The sequence below is a fragment of the Streptomyces sp. NPDC087310 genome (assembly GCF_044744405.1).
Taxonomy (GTDB): Bacteria; Actinomycetota; Actinomycetes; order Streptomycetales; family Streptomycetaceae; genus Streptomyces.
Genome location: NZ_JBIUYF010000002.1, coordinates 753,197 through 770,405, shown reverse-complemented (window position 1 = coordinate 770,405; position 17,209 = coordinate 753,197). Strand labels below are relative to the sequence as shown.

13 protein-coding genes are annotated in these 17,209 nt (G+C 73.0%); 6 read left to right on the top strand and 7 right to left on the bottom strand.

Features of this window, described 5'->3' with window-relative positions; all coding sequences use genetic code 11:
* Positions 1–150: 150 nt before the first annotated feature.
* The gene (locus ACIO3P_RS09135) at positions 151–1,608 is read left to right on the top strand and encodes an acyltransferase family protein (RefSeq protein ID WP_401848334.1); all 1,458 of its coding nucleotides are present in this window, start codon (positions 151–153) and stop codon (positions 1,606–1,608) included.
* Here ACIO3P_RS09135 and ACIO3P_RS09130 read toward each other — a convergent pair.
* The 7 genes from ACIO3P_RS09130 to ACIO3P_RS09100 all read right to left on the bottom strand — a co-directional run bounded on the left by ACIO3P_RS09130 (position 1,540) and on the right by ACIO3P_RS09100 (position 11,568).
* Entirely contained in the window at positions 1,540–3,195 is a 1,656-nt protein-coding gene (locus ACIO3P_RS09130) for a cellulase family glycosylhydrolase (RefSeq protein WP_401848336.1), read from the bottom strand. The two genes, ACIO3P_RS09135 and ACIO3P_RS09130, sit on opposite strands and share 69 nt — an antisense overlap.
* 73 nt (positions 3,196–3,268) lie before the next feature.
* Complete coding sequence (locus ACIO3P_RS09125; protein WP_329823638.1) at positions 3,269–4,348, bottom strand: cellulose binding domain-containing protein; 1,080 nt, start codon at positions 4,346–4,348, stop codon at positions 3,269–3,271.
* A 255-nt stretch (positions 4,349–4,603) separates the two neighbouring features.
* Complete coding sequence (locus tag ACIO3P_RS09120; protein ID WP_401848338.1) at positions 4,604–5,368, bottom strand: thioesterase II family protein; 765 nt, start codon at positions 5,366–5,368, stop codon at positions 4,604–4,606.
* On the bottom strand, positions 5,365–6,483 hold the full coding sequence (locus tag ACIO3P_RS09115; RefSeq protein ID WP_401848340.1) for an ornithine cyclodeaminase family protein: 1,119 nt from the start codon (positions 6,481–6,483) through the stop codon (positions 5,365–5,367). The genes ACIO3P_RS09120 and ACIO3P_RS09115 overlap by 4 nt, the downstream gene beginning before the upstream one ends.
* Positions 6,484–6,567: 84 nt before the next feature.
* Complete coding sequence (locus ACIO3P_RS09110; RefSeq protein WP_401848341.1) at positions 6,568–7,722, bottom strand: acyl-CoA dehydrogenase family protein; 1,155 nt, start codon at positions 7,720–7,722, stop codon at positions 6,568–6,570.
* Complete coding sequence (locus ACIO3P_RS09105; protein ID WP_329823633.1) at positions 7,712–9,670, bottom strand: cobalamin-dependent protein; 1,959 nt, start codon at positions 9,668–9,670, stop codon at positions 7,712–7,714. The genes ACIO3P_RS09110 and ACIO3P_RS09105 overlap by 11 nt, the downstream gene beginning before the upstream one ends.
* Positions 9,667–11,568: a non-ribosomal peptide synthetase gene (locus ACIO3P_RS09100; RefSeq protein WP_401848343.1), complete on the bottom strand. Its 1,902-nt coding sequence runs from the start codon at positions 11,566–11,568 to the stop codon at positions 9,667–9,669. The genes ACIO3P_RS09105 and ACIO3P_RS09100 overlap by 4 nt, the downstream gene beginning before the upstream one ends.
* 165 nt (positions 11,569–11,733) lie before the next feature.
* Here ACIO3P_RS09100 and ACIO3P_RS09095 point away from each other — a divergent pair, with 165 nt between their 5' ends.
* The 5 genes from ACIO3P_RS09095 (at position 11,734) to ACIO3P_RS09075 (ending at position 17,175) form a co-directional block, all read left to right on the top strand.
* Positions 11,734–12,732, top strand: coding sequence for a thioesterase II family protein (locus ACIO3P_RS09095; protein WP_401978129.1), 999 nt, complete (start codon positions 11,734–11,736; stop codon positions 12,730–12,732).
* 6 nt (positions 12,733–12,738) lie between these two features.
* Positions 12,739–13,428, top strand: a complete 690-nt coding sequence (locus ACIO3P_RS09090; RefSeq protein WP_401848348.1) for a response regulator transcription factor — start codon at positions 12,739–12,741, stop codon at positions 13,426–13,428.
* A 276-nt stretch (positions 13,429–13,704) separates the two neighbouring features.
* Entirely contained in the window at positions 13,705–13,923 is a 219-nt protein-coding gene (locus ACIO3P_RS09085; protein ID WP_329823629.1) for an MbtH family NRPS accessory protein, read from the top strand.
* A 61-nt stretch (positions 13,924–13,984) separates the two neighbouring features.
* Entirely contained in the window at positions 13,985–15,298 is a 1,314-nt protein-coding gene (locus ACIO3P_RS09080) for a cytochrome P450 (protein WP_401848350.1), read from the top strand.
* Positions 15,295–17,175 carry an amino acid adenylation domain-containing protein gene (locus ACIO3P_RS09075; RefSeq protein WP_401848352.1) on the top strand — a complete coding sequence of 627 codons (1,881 nt, stop codon included), beginning with the start codon at positions 15,295–15,297 and terminating at the stop codon, positions 17,173–17,175. Before ACIO3P_RS09080 ends, ACIO3P_RS09075 begins: the two co-directional genes overlap by 4 nt.
* The last annotated feature ends 34 nt before the right edge of the window (positions 17,176–17,209 follow it).

Sequence of the window (17,209 nt, the reverse complement as noted above, 5' to 3'; positions counted from 1 at the left end):
CACCCGCGCCCGGGGAACGAGCACCGTTCCCCGGGCGCGGCCCTTTTCCGGCCCCGCCGCCCGACCTGAGTACGGGTACTCAGCGGCCCGGCGCCCGAGTTGAGTACGGGGGCCGTGCCGCCCGGCCTCCCCTGCCGCGAAGCTGAGGCCATGGAGCTGAACGCACGTTCCCTCGCCGCGGCCACTCCGGCCGGCCGGGACCGGTACATCGACCTGCTGCGCGTGGCCTCCCTGGGCACCGTCGTGCTCGGCCACTGGCTGATGGCGGCGGTGACGGTCGACGCGGACGGCCGCGCCGGGGTCGGCAATCTGCTGGCGGTCGAGCCCTCGTTGCAGCTCCTGACCTGGCTGCTCCAGATCATGCCCGTGTTCTTCTTCGTGGGCGGCTTCTCACACGCCCTCTCCTACCGCTCACTGCACCGCAGGCTCGAAGGACAGGGCGTGTACGCGGCCTTTCTGCGGGCCCGGCTGCGCCGGCTGCTGCGGCCGGTCATGCTGTTCGTCACCGTCTGGGGCGTCACCGCCCTCACGCTCCAACTCATCGCTCCGGACAGCCAGTTGGCGAACATCGCGGCACGCCTGGTCGCCCAGCCGCTCTGGTTCATCGGTATCTATCTGGCGATGGTCGCGCTCACCCCGCCCCTGCTGAGGCTGCACGAGCGGTACGGATGGGCCGCGTTCGGCGCGCTCACCCTCGCCGCCGCCACCGTCGACCTGCTGCGCTTCGCCCTCGCCGTGCCCTACGTCCCGTTCCTGAACTTCGCGTTCGTGTGGCTCGCCGTCCACCAGCTCGGCTTCCTCAGGGCGGACGGCCGGCTGCGCGCGCCCCGGCTCCCGGCCGCGCTGGCCGCGACCGGGCTGGCCGCCGCCGCCGCGCTGGTCGCCCTCGGCCCGTATCCGCTCTCCATGGTCGGCATGCCGGGGGAGAAGATCAGCAACATGGCCCCGCCGACGTTCGCCCTGCTCTGCCACGGCCTCTGGCTGGTCGGCGCCGTCGAACTGCTCCGCGCCCCCGCCGCCCGGCTGCTGGCACGCCCTCGGGTGTGGCGTGGGGTCGTCGCCGCCAACGGCGTCGCGATGACCGCCTTCCTCTGGCATCTCACCGCGATGCTCGGGGTGTACGCGCTCGCCCTCGGGCTCGGCGCGCCCTTCCCGGCGCCGGGGACCGGGGCCTGGTGGGCCCAGACCCCGGTCCGGCTGACGGTCGCGGCCGTACTCACCGCCCTGCTGGTCGCCGTCTTCCGCGCCGCGGAACGCCCGCCGGGCCCGGTCTCCGCCCGTACGGTCGCGGTGTCCGGCCGTACCACCGCGGAGCGCGCCCGGACCGTCCGGTGGGGCGGTCCGGGCGCGGCCCTCGGTGTCACCCTCACCCTGTTCGGTGTGCTCGGGCTGTCGGCGGTCGGCTTCGCCGGGCTGCTGGAGGGGCACTCCGCGGTGCTCGTCGCGGTCCCGGTCACCGCTCCCGTCGCCGTGGCCATGACGGCGGCGGGGTGGCTGCTGGTCGAAGTCGCGGGCCGACAGCCGTCACCCGGAGGGACCTCAACCCACGGCGCAGGCCGAGCCGTTCAGGGTGAACGCCGCGGGCTTCCCGTTGGTCCCCGTCCATGAGGCCGTGAACCCCACGGCGACCGTGGCGTTCGGTGTGATCACCGCCGTGTAGGAGGCGGCGGCGACACTGACCGCGGACCCGCTCTGGGACGCCGTACCGCCCCACAGGTTGGTGATCCGCTGCCCGTTCGGGAAGGTCCAGCCGAGCGTCCAGCCGTTGACGGTGGAGGCGCCGGTGTTACGGATGACGATCTCCCCCTGGAACCCGCCGCTCCACTGGCCGCTGACCGTGTAGGCGACCGCGCACGACGCCGTCGACCCGCCGCCCGGCGCGGTGGTCACCCGGACGGTCGCCGACCGCGCCGACCGGTTGCCCGCCGCGTCCCGCGCGTAGACGGCGAAGTCGTAGGCCGTGGCGGCGGACAGACCGGTCACCGTCACCGAGGGGGTGGCGGAGCTCGCCGCGCCGGTCTCGGCCGTCCCGCTGACGCGGACCACGTCGTACGCCGTCACCCCCACCGCGTCGGTGGACGCGGCCCAGGACAGGGCGACCGAGGTGGCGGTGACGCCGGAGGCGGTCGGCGTCCCGGGGGCGGTGGGCGCCGTGGTGTCACCGCCGGGCGAACCGCCGTACACCGTCGCCTGCTTGGCGGTGGCGGCGATCCCGTTGGCGCCCCGGAAGATGCGCTGGCCCCACGTGCTCAGCGCGTTGGGGTCGAAGCCGGTCGCCATGTCGAGATACTCCACACCACCGCTGTTGCCACTCCACGACCAGCCCAGATAGCCGAGGCCCAGGGACTGGGTGGTGGACATGATGGCGTCCTCGTCCGGGTCCCCGTCGGAGTGCAGTTGGCCGAACTCGCCGACCAGGATGGGCAGTCCGGCGCCGACGAAGGTGTTCAGATACGAGGAGATCTCGGCCGCCGTGTCGAAGACGCCGTACATGTGGATCGAGAACATGGTGTTACGGGCGGGGTCGGCGGCGAAGACCGACGCCGCGTTGTCCCGCATGGTGAAGGACCAGTCCTGGCCCCAGTTCGGCGCGTCGACCATCAGGGTGTGCTCGAAGCCGGCGCTCCGCAGCCGCTGGATCGCCGCCTTGGTGTCGGCGGTCCAGCCCGCGTAATTGGTGTTGCCGTACGGCTCGTTGCCGATGTTGACGACGACGTAGTTCTCCTGGCCGGTCAGCGCGCTCCGCACACTGATCCAGTAGTCGGCGGCGCGGGCGAGGGAGACCGCGGCGCTCTGTTCGCCGTAGCCGGTGGTGTCATGCGCCTCCAGCACACAGATCAGCTTGTTCTGCTTGCACTGCGCGACGATGTTCGCCACATCGGTGGCGTCGTTCCTGGTCCACTGGTCGCCGGTGCTGAGCACCACCCGGACGGTGTTGGCGCCGAGGGCCTTGATGTCGCTCAGCGCGGCCGTGGTCCGGCTCGGGAACCAGGTGTGGGCGTGGTTGACGCCCCGCATGACGAAGTCGTTGCCGTTGCCCTCCAGCAGCCGCCCGCCGCTGATGTGCAGACCGGTGGCCCGGACGGCCGCCTGGGCGGGCGTGGCGGCCAGGCAGGGAGCGAGCAGCGAGAGGACGGAGAGGAGCAGGCCGAGGAGTGTGGCCGTGGATGTCCGGGTGGGGGGTCGTGGACTCATGGGGTGTGGACGCATACGGGTCTCCTGGATACGTGGATCTCCTGGACACGTGGACGGTGCGGGTGTGCGCGGCTCAGCCGGCGGTGCAGCCGCTGACCTGCGCGGCGGGTGTGGCGGTCCCCGGCCGGGTGGCGATGAAGCCGAAGGCCGTGGAGGCGCCGGGGGCGAGCGCGCCGTTCCAGGACACATGGCCGACCGTCGCACCACCGGTGGCCGTGGTCAGCACCCCGTTCCACACCTGGGTGATCGTCTCGCCGCCCGGCAGTGTGAGCCCGACGGACCAACCGCGCAGCGCGGAGGCGCCGTTGTTCACCACGGTCACCTCCGCCTGGTAGCCGCCCTGCCAGGACGAGACGGTCCTGACCGACGCACCGCACCCGGCGCCGCCCGGATCGCTCGGGGTCGGCGTGGGCGTCGGTGTCGGGGTGCCGGGCGTCAGCAGCGCGGTCAGCGCCGGATACCAGCGCGCGGCGATCTTGGTGTCGCCGGAACTGTTGGGGTGGACGCCGTCGTTGGTGTCGGCGGCGGTGCTGAAGCCGGTCCACTGGTCCACGGGGATCACCGGCGAACGCTCGGTGCTCCGCCCGGCGGCCCAGGCGGGGATACGGCTGTTGAGGTCCACCACCCGCTGGGCGCACTCGGCGCAGGAGCTCGGATTCATCGGGATGAGCTGGGCGACGAGGATCTTCATGTCGGGGTTGCTCGCCCGCATCTGGCCGACGAGCGTGTCGTACGCGGCCAGGATCCGGTCGGGCGCGATGTTGCTCCACACGTCGTTGGTGCCGAAGTGCATGACAACGATGTCCGGGTGAGTCGCGTCCAGCCAGCCGGGAAGCTGGTTCTGCGCGGCCACATTGGTCGCCAGGAAGCCTCCGTGGCCCTCGTTGTCCCCGTCGTACGGCTGCCCGCACCCCTGCGGGCCGAGCGTGCCGACGAAGTCGACCGAGGTGTAGCCGGAATCCTGGAGACGGTTCCAGAGCACGGAGCGCCAGCAGCCGGGAGACCCGGTGATCGAGTCGCCGAGCGGCATGATCCGCACCGGATCGGCCGCCGCGGAGGCGGCGGTGCCCGGGTGCGTGACCAGCGCGGCGAGCAGGGCGACGGTGAGCGCGAGGACGGCCAGGAGCGCCCGTGGGGCTGTGCTGTTCCGCATGGCCAAGGTCCCTTCTCGTGGATGCGGAGCGAGAGGACGGCGGCCCGCCGAGAGACATGGGAGCGCTCCCACTCGCGGCCGGAGTGGTCCGCGTTCCGTTCGGGGGCCTGGGCACATCAATGCACCGTTGTCGAAGGCACGTCAAGAGTTCCGGCACGCATGGCCGCCGTCGGACGCCGGCCCCGCGCCGCCGGGTACCGGCTCCGAGCGCCGCCGGACGTCGGCTCCGCGCGGCGGCCATGCCTGAAGGCGCGCTCAACCCGCCGAGGCGATCAGGGTGTTCAGCAGAGCCAGCAGGGCCCGGCGCCCAGGAGCCTCCCGGAGATAGAAGTGGCCCCCTTCCACCACGGTCGTCCGGCTGGGACCCGTGGTGTACCGCGCCCACTCGGAGAGCAGGCCCGGGTCGAGGTCGTGGGCACCGCCCATCACGTACAGGGGGCAGTCCGGTACGGGTCCCGGCGTGGGCCGGTAGGTCTCCGAGACCGACACGTCCGCGCGGAAGGAGCGCATGAGCAGGGCGCGTACGGTCTCGTCCAGGAGGAGTTCCGTGGGAACGCCGCCGCCGTACCGTTCGTCGATGGCCGTGAGCAGTTCGGCGTCCGGCAGATCGCGCAGTCCCTCGTCCCGGGGGTGGTGGGGCGGGGCGCAGGACGAGACCACCAGGAAGCGCGGTCCGGCGCCGCCCCGCGCCACGATCCGCCGGGCCGTCTCATAGGCCAGCAGGCCCCCCATGCTGTGGCCGAAGAAGGCGAAGGGCGGGGCGAAGTCGACCTGGTCGAGCACTCCGTCCAGTACCTCGGGCAGGGTGGTCAGCGCCGCCGCGCCCGCATGGGAGCCCCGCCCCGGGAGCTGGACGCCCCGCAGGGCGGCGCCCGGCAACTCGTCGGCCCAGCGCAGGAATTCGCCCGGTGATCCGCCGCTGTGCGCGAAGCAGTACAGGGTCAGGCCGGCATCGGCCGGTGTCCTGCGGCCCACCAGCCAGGGGGTGGCGGGTTTCCTTCCGGTGGTGGCGCGGTTCATCGTGGGGTCCTCCGTCGGTAAGGGTCGGCCGACAACCGGACCTCCGTGCCCGCGCCTTCGGCCCGCGCGCGCCGCAGGACGGACCGTGCGGCGACGACGTCCTGTACGGCCAGGCCGAGCGAGGCGAAGACGGTGATCTCCCGCGCGGAGGTCCGGCCCCGTACCGTGCCGAGCAGCACCTCGCCGATCTCCGCGCGCAGGTGTTCCTCGCCGATGAGCCCCTCCCGGATCGGGACGAGCAGGTCGCCCGCCTCCGCGAGGGCGGAATCCCGGCTGTCGGTGAAGACGCTGGAGCGGGCGACCAGGGCGCTCGTCAGTTCCCTCCGGGAGGGGAAGACGGCTCCCACGGCGTTGATGTGGGCCCCCGGCGCCACCGCCGCCACGTCCAGCACGGGCTCGCTCGCGGCGGTGACGGTGCAGATCAGGCCGGCGCCCGCCGCCGCCTCGGCCGCGTCGGGGAATGTCACCACGGAGGGGTGCCGTCCGCCGTCGGCCAGGAACTTCCGGCAGTCCTCGGCGAAGGCGCGCGCGTGGCCGGGCGTGCGGCCCCAGATACGGATCTCCCGGCACGGCCGTACGAGGCAGAGGCTCTCCACATGGCTTCGGGCCTGGGCCCCCGTACCCAGCACCGCGAGGACGTCGGCGTCCGGCGCGGCGAGCAGATCGGTGGCCACGGCCGAGGCAGCCGCCGTACGGATCAGGGTGATGCTGGTCGCGTCCACCAGCGCCTCGGGGGCGCAGGTGTCGGCGTCGAGCAGCAGGACCACGCCCGGGTGCGGGTCGAGCCCCCGCGCGGGGTTCGCGGGCTGTACGGCGATCGCCTTCAGCCCGAACCCCGCCAGGTCCGCGCCGGGCACGTCGCCGGTGCCGGGCATGGCGGGCGCACCCGGTGCGGCGGGCGTCCCGGACGGGGCGGGCGTCCCGGATGCGGCGGGCGGCGGCAGATACGCCGGCATGGCAGCGAGCACCTCGCCGGATCCCTCCCCCGGGGTCATGACACGACGGGGCTGGGACGCCCGTCCCGAGCTGTAGAGCAGGAAGGCGGCCCGCATGTCCTCGATGGCCCGGGACATGGGGTAGAGCGCCCGCACCGCGGTGTCGTCGATCACGATCATCGTCGCCTCCTCAAGGGCTGTACGCGGCCGGACCGGGCCCGGACCAGGTCCGGCACCCGCTCGTACCGCGTCCGGATCCGACCGCTACAGGGGCAGGGACTGCCCGATGATCTCCTTCATGATCTCCGTGGTGCCGCCGTAGATGGTCTGCACCCGCGCCTGGGCGTAGACCCGGCCGACGAGGAAGTCCGTGGTGAAGCCGTACCCGCCGTGCAGTTGCAGGCACGTGCCCACCACGTCGTTGCAGAGTTCGGAGTTCCACCACTTGGCCATGGACGCCTCCTCCACGCCGAGTTCGTCCCGGTCGAGGGCGCGGACACAGGTGTCCGTGAACGCCCGCGCCACCCGCACTGCCGTGGCCATCTCCGCCAGCCGGAAGCGGTTGTGCTGCATGTGCCCGATCGGCTGCCCGAAGGCCCGCCGCTCCCGGCAGTACGCCATCGTCACCTCCAGCACGCGTTCGGCGAGCGCCAGGGAGGTGACGGCGATCGACAGGCGCTCCCTGGGCAGGTTCTGCAGCAGGTAGAGGAAACCCATGCCGGGCCGCCCCAGGACATCGCCCGGCTCCACCCGTACATCGGTGAAGGACAGCTCCACCGTGTCCAGGGAGTGCAGGCCGATCTTCGCCAGGGGCTTGCCGACCAGCAGGCCGTCCACCGGAGGGCGCAGCACGACAAGGGTGCACGCCGGGGGGCCGTTCGGCCGGCGGGCGCCGGGGTCGAGCGCGGCGACGATGACGAGCCCGGCGAGCGAACCGTGGGTGACGAAGCTCTTCCTGCCGTTCAGCAGGAAGGAACCGTCGCCGCTCGGCGTCAGCCGGGTGCGGATCGCGGCGACATCGCTGCCGGCCTCGGGCTCGCTGATGGCCACGGTGCTGATCAGCTCGCCGGAGCAGAAGCCGGGGAGCCAGCGGCGTTTCTGCTCCTCGGTGGCCAACTGGGCGAAGTAGCCCCCCGCCACCTCGCTGTGCAGGTTGAAGGCCGGGCTGAGGGTTCCGGCCCGCGCCAACTCCTCGCCGCGCACCACGTGGTAGCGGTAGTCGCTGACCCCTCCGCCGCCGTGGGCGACGTCCATGTCGGGCGCCAGCAGCCCGTGCTTGCCGGCCGTGCGCCACACCTCGGGGCCGACGCTCCCCGCCGCCTCCCAGGCGGCGAGGTGCGGGGTGATCTCCCGCGCGACGAACGTCCTCACCACCTCGCGGAACGCCTCGTGGTCCGCGGTGAACAGATCACGCGCCACCGGGTCCCCCCGCGTCGGGTACGGACGCCGCGGCTTCCCGCCCCGGCAGGCAGACCGGGAGCAGGGTGCGCAGACGCTGGATCATGACGTGGCAGTACCCGGCGTTCTGTTCCATGGTGCGGTGCCGGGGTACGGGCATCTTCCCCTGGCCGGGGTGCTCGAACCGCAGCTCCGACGGGGCCGGCGAGCCCTCGGGGAGCAGGCCCAGTTCCACCGGGAGGTGCTCCAGCCCCGGGGGCAGCCCGATCGTCAGCGACGTAGGCGTGGCGCCCGTCAGCCGCGCCTCGGCGAGGGCCAGCCCGGGGCGCTGGACGGGCTCGCGGTAGATGTACGGACGCGCCACCAGATCGAGGTCGAGGGCGAACCGCGCGGCGGGATCGGACCACCAGGGCTGGGCACGGGCGAACTCGCCCAGCAGCCGGTCGAATGCGGCACGGTCGGAGTGCAGGACGAGGTGAGCCGCCTTGCCGATGTTCAGCAGGTCGTAGTTGTCCGCGGTGGAGACGCTGTCGGCGACGAAGCGGCTGAGGGCGTTTTCGGACCGCTGCCAGTACCGGGTCGCCGCGGCGAAGAACTCGTCGTACGGCTGGATCCCGGAGCGGTCCAGGTAGCGGGCCAGCCAGAAGGCGCCCCGCGCGTTGTAGAGGCTCTGCACGAGGTAGTAGAACCACGCCCCCTCCTCGCAGTCCGCCCGGTCGACCCAGCGGGTGGCGACGACGACGTCCGCCTCCGCCGCGGGATCGGGCGCGCGCTCCGTCTCCACACCGAACGTCTCCCGCTGGTCGTACAGGGCGGTGTTGTGCAGGAGGAGCTGCGGGTACACCGTCAGGGTGTCGGCCTCCATGCGGCACAGCCGTGCGATGCCCTGCTTGAAGGTGGTCAGACTCTCCCCGGGCAGCGGCCAGATCAGCTCGATGAAGGAGCTGATGTTCTTGGCGTTCAGGCTGCGCTGAAGATCCGTGTACGTCGTCTCCCGGATGTTCTGGCGGTCGATCAGGTGCAGCGCCTCGGTGTTGACGGTCTGCAGGGAGATGGGCTGGCTGGTCACCAGCCCGCCCCGGACCAGGATCTCGGTGATCTCCGCCACCCGTTCCGGCCGGTTCTTCGCCGCCGCGATCACCATGGAACTCGGGAAACCGTGCTCCTCCTTGCAGCGCACGATGTGCCGGCTCAGGTCGACGTCCCTCGGTGACAGGCCCCAGTTGGCGTCCGCGATGAAGACGCTCGACACCCCGTGCTCGGCGATCCACTCGATGTCCCCGCGGACGCGGTCCTCCTCGAACTTGTAGACCTTGGAGTTGGTCGCGGCGCCCCAGAAGCAGAATCCGCAGTGGAAGGGGCAGCCCCGGTTCGTCTCCAGGACGGTGAAGGTGTACTCGCCGTCGTCGAAGAGCTTCTGGGCGAAGGGGGAGGGCAGTTCGTCCAGCGTCCTCATCCGGGGCGGCTGCTCGGTGGTACGCAGCTCCCCGTCCTCCCCGCGGTAGCTGACGCCGCTGACCTGGGAGAGGTCGGGGCGGTCCGAGACGACCTGGTGCAGGAACTCGTAGAAGGGCTGCTCGCCCTCGCCGTTGCAGACCACGACGTTGCGCACGTCCGGCCCGATGTACTGCCGCGCGTGGTTGATCACCTGCGCCCCGCCGAGGATGATCCAGGCGTCGGGCCGCCGCGCCACGAGCTGGTCGAGCAGGACACGGACCAGCCCCATGTTCCAGATGTAGCAACTGAACGCGTACACATCGCTGTCCCGGGCCAGCAGGTCGTCCAGCAGCTCGCCGGGGTCGGTGCGCAGGCCCCGTGTGAAGAACTCGAACGCGCAGGATCCGGCGATCCGGCTGTCCTGGGTGGCGTACGCCTGCAAGTAGCCGGAGACCAGAGGGACCGTGTTCTCGTAGACGCTCAGCTCGACGAAGGTGACGCGGCGCGGCCTGGCGGGGGCGGTGAGGGTCACGGGGATGCCTCCTCGGGGGCGGAGTGCGGTGCCGGAGTCCCCTCGGCGGAGGGAGCGACGGCGCGGGCGAGATCGGCGAGTACGGGATGGGCGTACACGTCCTCGGGGCGCAGCCGCAGGCCCTGTCTGCGTGCCCGGCTCACCAGACGGATGACCCGGAGCGAGTCACCACCCACCTCGAAGAAGTCGTCCCCGGGCACGGCGGCCGGGGTGCCCAGAACCTCGCACCACAGCGGTTCGAGGACATCGAGGACCGCCGCCGCGCCGTCCGCGCCGGGGGAGTGCGCCGGGTACCCGAGGGGCGGCGGAGCCTCGGGGGAGTGCGCCGCCGCGAGGGGCCGCCGGGAGAGCGCGGCCCGGTCGACCTTCCCCTGCGGGGTGAGCGGAATCTCCGGGACGACCGTGACGAGGGAGGGCAGCAGGAACTCCGGCAGGCGGCGGGCGGCCCAGTCGTGGATCTCCCGCGTCCCCACGCCGTCCCGGAGCGTGGTGACGAAGGCGGCGAGCCGCGGCTCCGGCTCGTCCGTACCGACGACCACCGCCTGCGCGAGGGCCGGATGAGCCCGCAGTACGGTCTCGGTCTCGGCGGGTTCCACCCGGATCCCCCGGATCTGGATCTGGTCGTCGCCCCGGCCGAGGTAGTGCAGAACCCCCTCGGCGTCCCGCCGGACCAGGTCCCCGGTGGCGTACAGCCGGGCACCGGTACCGGGCCGGAAGGGATCGGGCCGGAAGGCGCGGGCGGTGCCGGCGGGGCGCCCCGCGTAGCCGTGGGCGAGCTGCGGGCCACCGAGATGGAGTTCCCCCGTGGTACCCACCGGGACCGGGGTCCCGTCCGGGCCGAGGACATGGGCCGTCACCTGGGGGAGCGGCCTGCCGATGGGCGGGGGCTCCCCACCGGCGGCACCGCCGGCGGGGGTCACCGGGCGTTCGTCGGCGGGTGACACCAGCCAGCAGGTGGCGACGACGGTGCATTCGGTGGGGCCGTAGTTGTTGTGCACCCGGAAGGGCAGTCCGGCGGGTGGCCTGCGGTGCATCCGGTCCCCGCCCACCAGCAGGTCGCGCAGCGCGCACGCCGCCCCGGGGGCCGGCCAGTCCAGCGCGAGCAACTGCTCGGCCAGCGGAGTGGGGACGAAGGAGAGGGTGATACCGGCGTGGCACAGCCAGTCCCGCAGCAGTTCGGGGTCCTTCAGCGCCTCGTCCGGTGTGATGTGCACCGAGGCCCCCGCGCACAGCCCCGTCCAGGTCTCCAGCACGAACGCGTCGAAGGTCGGCCGCGCGAGCTGGCTCAACCGGTCGCCGGGACCCGCGTCGTACCGCTCCTGGAACCAGTCGACGAGGTGGGAGAGGCCCTCGTGCCCGACGACCACTCCCTTGGGCCTGCCGCTCGAACCGGAGGTGTAGTTCACGTACGCCGGAGCCGCGCCCCCGCCCGGCGGGCGCGTGGGCGCGGCGGTGCCCGGTTCGGATCCGGCCCCGAGGGAGCCCAGTTCCACGAGGGGCGGCGGCCGTCCGGGCCCGCCCCGTACGGCCGGCGGGACCGCGCCGACGACCGCCCGCGCCCCGCTGTCGTCCAGCAGCGCCCGCAGCCGCTCGGCCGGGTGGGACGGGTCCAGTACGAGATAGGCGGCGCCCGCCGCCATGACGCCCGCGCAGGCGGCCACCGTCTCGACGGAGCGCTGCCCGCAGACGGCGACGACATCGCCGGGGCGCACCCCGCGCGCGCCCAGCCGGCCGGCCGTGGTCCGCATGGAGGAGAGGAGACCGCCGAAGCTGAGGGTCCGTGTCCCGTCGACGAGGGCCGGGGCGTCCGGTCGCCGCGACGCCCGCGCGGCGATGCGCTCGGCCACCGTGGAGTGGGGGAACGGGGGAGTCGTCGTGCCTGGAGTCGCGTCGAACACTCCGGTGCCTCCTCGGGTGAGATCTCCTCTTCGGGCTTCGCCGCGGTCGCCGTCGACCACGCCTTCCCCGCTCGGCACCACAGGGGACGCACACCTGTGCCCGCCGGCACGACAGGGAGAAGGAACAGCGGGCACAAGTCTGAGCCGCGACCGGGACCGCCCGCCATGGGACCCAGGTCCCGGGTGGCCGTTGCGCGTGCCGCACCCACCTCCCCCGGGTCTGTATGGCTCACTCCGTACTGGTGTGACGGCGCCGATCCCTATAGGCAGGAGTGGTGGTTCCGTCAGCGCGAGCCGGGGGTGGTCGTGGTGTACGCGTCAGGCATGCCGGGGGACTGGTTTCCGCGAAGGGGCCGGCCCGGACCACCGGCCGCGTCCGGAGTACGGAGCAGCGCGCACGCTCCTCCCGAACTCCCCCCGGCGGTACGGCTCTTCTGCTTCCCCCACGCCGGAGCGGGGGCCGCCGCCTACGGGCGGTGGGCACGCGCCGCTCCCCCGGGCGTCGAGGTACGCGGGGTGGAACTGCCGGGCCGGGGTTCGCGCTTCGGGGAGCCACCGCGCCGCAGACTCCACGAGGCCGTTGACGCGCTCACCGCGGAGCTCCCGCCCCTCCTGGACGCACCGTACGTCCTCCAGGGGCACAGCATGGGCGCGCTCCTCGCCTTCGAGACGGCCCGCCGGCTGCGTGTGCTCGGGGAGCGGGACGGAACCCGGCAGCCCTCGGGGCTCGTGGTCTCCGGCATGCCGGCCCCGCCCCAGTGGCCGAACCGGCCACCTCTGCACCGCCTCGGCCGGTCCGCCCTGGTGCTGCGCGAGACGGAGCTGGGGATCCCCGCCGAGGTGCGCGAGGACACGGATCTGCTGGATCTCCTGCTGCCCGCCCTGCTGGCCGACCTGGAACTCACCGAGACCTACCGCTACCGGCCGCCCGCCGAGGGGCGCCCCCTGAACCTGCCGCTGACCGTGCTGACCGCGACCCGTGACCCCCGTGCCCCGGCCCGGGGAGCGGCCGCGTGGGCGGCGATGACCGAAGGCGCCCTCGACATCCGCACCTTCGAGGGCGGGCACTTCTTCCTGCACGAGCACGACGGCGTACTCGGGGCGGTCCTCGCCACCCCCGGTCTCGCCGAGGCCGGCCGGTCCCCGAGCCCCGGCGAGCGGTGAGGCGGCGTGGACGGCGAGGCGGCAGCGGAACTCCACGAGAAGACCCCGGCGGACGACGCCGGCCCCCACCGGGACCGGGCGGTCGCCTTTCCCGAGCGGTTCGACCACTGGCTGCGCCTGGCGGGCCTCGAACGGCTGAAGCTGGCCGTCCGGATCGCGGAGAGCGAGGGGCGCGGGCTCGGGGACGGCGAGGGCGACCCCGACTCGGTCGGCCAGGCGGTGCGGTGGCTGTGCGAGGGGCGCGACGAGGTCGTACCGCCCCTCGTGCTGGAACACATCGCCACGTACACCAGGACCGTCGACGACGAGGCGAGGCGCCACACCCGCCGAGCCTCCCAGCTCACCGCCGCCACCGCCGCCCTGATGGAGAGCGCCGAGGCGACCCGCGCGGACCGGTGCGGCGACCCCCTCGGGACCGGTCACCCCGCGAACCTCACGGCCCGCGAGTACCAGGTGCTCCTGCTCATCGGCGCGGCCCTGAAGAACCGTCAGATCTCGGCGTCCCTGCAGATCTCCGAGAAGACCGTCAAGAACCACATCACGTCCCTCTTCGCGAAACTGGGCGTCTCCGACCGGACGGAGGCCGTCATCACCGGGCTGCGCGAGGGACTGCTCACCGTCCCCGACGACGGGCGGACGGCTGAGGAAGGCGACGAGGTACGGCCACGCCGTCGGCGCGGCCACGGCGCGCGGTGACCAACCCGCCCGGGTGGGCCCGGGGTCCCAGGCGGGCGGCCACCGGGCCCGTCGCCGGGGGGCGGCGGAAGCCTCGTCCGGGACTTTCAACCCATGGTCGCCCTGTCCGCCCTTCCCACACACTGAAGCTCGATCCGGTGCCGCCACGAAGCGGGAACGGCGTGCCGCGCCGCAGGAGATCCCCCGTCGGGAGCTCCCACCCAGGACGGAGGAACCCCCTTGCCAGGCGATCAGCGATACACGGGCGATCAGCGGTACACGGGCGATCAGCGATACATGGGCGATCAGCTCTGCACGGTCGTGATCAACGAGGAGCTCCAGTACGCCACGGTCCCCGCCACCTGGCCCGTACCGGAAGGGTGGCGGCAGACCGGCGCGAGCGGCACCGAGGAGGAGTGCGTCCGCTATGTCGAGACCCACTGGACCGATATGCGCCCCCTCTCCCTGCGCCGGGCGATGGAGGAGGACACCGTGACGCCCCGGGAACACCGATGACCGCGTTCGCCCGGCCGCCCGCCGCGCGGGTCCTCGCCGGCGGACGAACGGACGGTGAGCTGTGAGCACAGCACTGCGCTTCGGACAGGGCCCGCTGCACGACATCGATCTGAGCAACCCGGTGGTCCACGCCGAACGCGACCTGCGCCCGGTGTGGCGGCTCCTGCGGGAGCGGACCCCCGTCGCCTGGCACCCGCCGACGCGGGGCGGGCCCGGCTTCTGGGTCGTCACGCCCTACCGCCTGGCCATCGAGGTCTTCGGCGCGACCGACCGCTTCACCTCCGGACGCGGCAACAACATCGCCACCCTCCTGCACGGGGGCGACCCGGCCGGCGGCCGGATGCTCGCGGTGTCCGACGGACCCCGGCACAAGCAGTTGCGCAGAGAACTCGGGCGGGGCTTCACCGCGGGGGCCCTCGCCCCGTACGAGCGGCGGATCGCCGCGAACATCGACGGGCTGGTGCGCGACGCCGTCGCGCGCGGGGACAGCGACTTCGCCCGGGAGGTGGCCCGGCCCGTCCCCATGGCCGTGGTCTGCGACCTGCTGCGCGTTCCCGAGGCGGACCGCCCGGCCCTGTACGAGGACGCCAGTGCCGCCCTGGCGTCGGAGGCACCCGTCGCCGCCGACCTGGACACCCGGCTCGCCCGCAACCAGATCCTGCTGTACTTCGCCAAGCTGGTCCGCTCCTACCGGAAGCAGGAGGACGACCTGCTGGGACTTCTGGTCCGCCTGACGGAGACGGCGGTCGAACTCAGCGAGGACGAACTGCTCTACAACTGCTACAGCGTGCTCCTCGGCGGCGAGGAGACGACCCGCTTCGCCATGAGCGCCTCCGTCCAGACCCTCGCCCAGTGGCCGGGCGAGTGGCGCCGTCTCGTGCGAGGCGAGGTGACGGTCGCCTCGGCGGTGGAGGAACTGCTGCGCTGGACCACCGTGTCGATGCACTCGGGCCGCACCACGCTGCACGACACCGAACTCGGCGGTGTCCCCATCGCCAGGGACGACATCCTCACCGTCTGGAACAGCGCCGCGAACTTCGACGCCGAGCAGTTCCCCCACCCCGACCGCCTCGACCTGGGCAGGGAGCCCAACCGGCACCTCAGTTTCCTGCACGGGCCGCACATCTGCCCAGGCGCGCGGCTGGCCCGTCTCGAACTGACGGCCCTGCTGCGCGCACTCCTCGACCACGCCGACCACTGGGAGCTGACCGGTGAGCCGACGCCCGTCTACTCGACGTTCATGAAAGGGCTGTCGGGCCTGCCGGTACGGTTCACTCCCCGCCGGGGCGCCCGTACGCGGGCGGTACAGGCGGCTTCGCCCACGTCGCCCGAGCCGAGCACGTCGCCCATGTCGCCCACGGAGGGAGCCCGGTGACCGCGGACGTGTCCACCCCCAGCCCCAGCCCCAACCCCGGTGCCGGCGTCGGTGCCGGGGAGCCACCGCCCCTGCTCCTCCACGAGCGGTTCGCCGCGGTGGCCCGCGCCCTGCCGGACGCCCCCGCGATGACCTCACGGGAGGGAACCGTCGGATACGCCGCGCTCGCACGGCGCGCCCGGCACCGCGCGGCCTGGCTGCGTGCCGCCGGGGTGGGGCCGGAGGCGATCGTCGGTATCCACCTGGACCGCTCCGCCGAGGCCGTGGTCACGATGCTCGCGGTACTGCGGGCGGGCGCCGCCTATCTGCCGCTGCCGCTCGACTACCCCGCCGCGCGGCTGGCCCTCATGGCCCGGGAATCACGGATGCTGACGGTGGTGGCGCGCAAGGAGGCGCCCGGCCCGTTCACCGACGTGGCGGCCCTCTTCCTGGAGGAGGAGCCGACCGCCGATCCCACCGCCGAGCCGGCCGAGCCGCCCGAGCCCGTGGTGATCCATCCCGACAACCTCGCCTACCTCGTCTACACCTCCGGCAGCAGCGGCGCCCCCAAGCCGGTGGGCGTCACCCACCGGGGAGCGGTCAACCTCGTCGACCCACGCCAGGACTACGTGGACTTCCGCCCCGGCGAGACCTTTCTCCAACTCGCGCCCCTCGCCTTCGACGTGGCCGCGTTCGAGATCTGGGGCGCGCTCACCAACGGCGGCCGGCTGGTGGTCCCCGCCCCTTCCTACCAGGCCGTCGAGGAGCTTCCCGATGTCCTGGTCCAGGAACGGGTCACGACCATGCTGATCACCACCACGCTCTTCAACGTGCTGTGGGACGCGCGTCCCGAGGCCCTGGACAGCGTGCGGCGGCTCATCGTCGGTGGCAGCGTGATGTCCGCCGACCGGGCCAGGCAGTTCCTCGAACGCCACCGCCGACGAGGCGCGGACAACCGGCTCATCAACGGGTACGGACCGTCGGAGGCGACGACGCTGGACAGCGCGTACTCCATGGAGACGCTCCCGGAGGACGAGGACAATCCGCCCCTGGGCACCGCGATCGACGGCGTCTCCCTGCGGCTGCTCAACGAGCGGCTGCGCCCGGTCCGTACAGGAGAGGAGGGGCAGATCTTCATCGGCGGGACCGCCGTCACCCGGGGCTATCTCCACCGTCCTGGCGCCACCAGCCTGCGCTTCGTACCCGACCCGTACGCGGTCGGGGCGCGGATGTACGCCACCGGTGACAAGGGGCGGCTCCGGCGGGACGGGCTGATCGAATTCACCGGCCGCTTCGACGACCAGGTCAAGGTGCGCGGGTACCGGGTGGAGCTCGGCGAGGTCGAAGCCGCGGTACGGGACCACGCGCGCGTACGCGACGCCGCTGTCGTCCTGGTCCGGGGGGACTCCGGCGCGGAACGGCTGGTGGCCCACCTGGTCCCGCGCACCCCGGGCGCCGACCTCGGCGCCGCGGTGGCCGCCCATGTCGCGGACGTACTGCCGGAGTTCATGCGGCCGGCGTCGTACGTCCACCACGAGGTGATGCCCCGAGGGCTCACCGGCAAGATCGACCGCGAGGCGCTCGTCCGGCTGAGCGTCCGTGCGCGGGACGGCGGCGGGGGAACAGGCTCCGTCGGGCGGATGTCCCGGACCGAGGCGGTGCTGGCCGGGATCTGGGCGGAGCTGCTCGGGGTGGAGGAGGTGGGCAGGGACGACGACTTCTTCGATCTCGGCGGTGACTCGCTGCTGGCGGTGCACGCGGTGCTGAAGGCCGAGGAACGGGGCGTACCCGTCACCCTGGCCCAGGTGTTCACCCGCACCGGCCTGGGGGAGCTCTGCGAGGAACTGGAGAGGAACGAGGCCGCGGGGACGGGCCGCGAGGGCACGCCCTCCGGCTGACGGCCCGATCGGGTGACGGAGCCGGATCCCGGGC

Bases quoted from the DNA above. Each gene is read 5' to 3' on its own strand.
- ACIO3P_RS09120 (WP_401848338.1), bottom strand. From the start codon at position 5,368: ATGAACCGCGCCACCACCGGAAGGAAACCCGCCACCCCCTGGCTGGTG.
- ACIO3P_RS09095 (WP_401978129.1), top strand. From the start codon at position 11,734: ATGGGACCCAGGTCCCGGGTGGCCGTTGCGCGTGCCGCACCCACCTCC.
- ACIO3P_RS09130 (WP_401848336.1), bottom strand. From the start codon at position 3,195: ATGAGTCCACGACCCCCCACCCGGACATCCACGGCCACACTCCTCGGC.
- ACIO3P_RS09125 (WP_329823638.1), bottom strand. From the start codon at position 4,348: ATGCGGAACAGCACAGCCCCACGGGCGCTCCTGGCCGTCCTCGCGCTC.
- ACIO3P_RS09115 (WP_401848340.1), bottom strand. From the start codon at position 6,483: ATGATCGTGATCGACGACACCGCGGTGCGGGCGCTCTACCCCATGTCC.
- ACIO3P_RS09135 (WP_401848334.1), top strand. From the start codon at position 151: ATGGAGCTGAACGCACGTTCCCTCGCCGCGGCCACTCCGGCCGGCCGG.
- ACIO3P_RS09085 (WP_329823629.1), top strand. From the start codon at position 13,705: ATGGGCGATCAGCTCTGCACGGTCGTGATCAACGAGGAGCTCCAGTAC.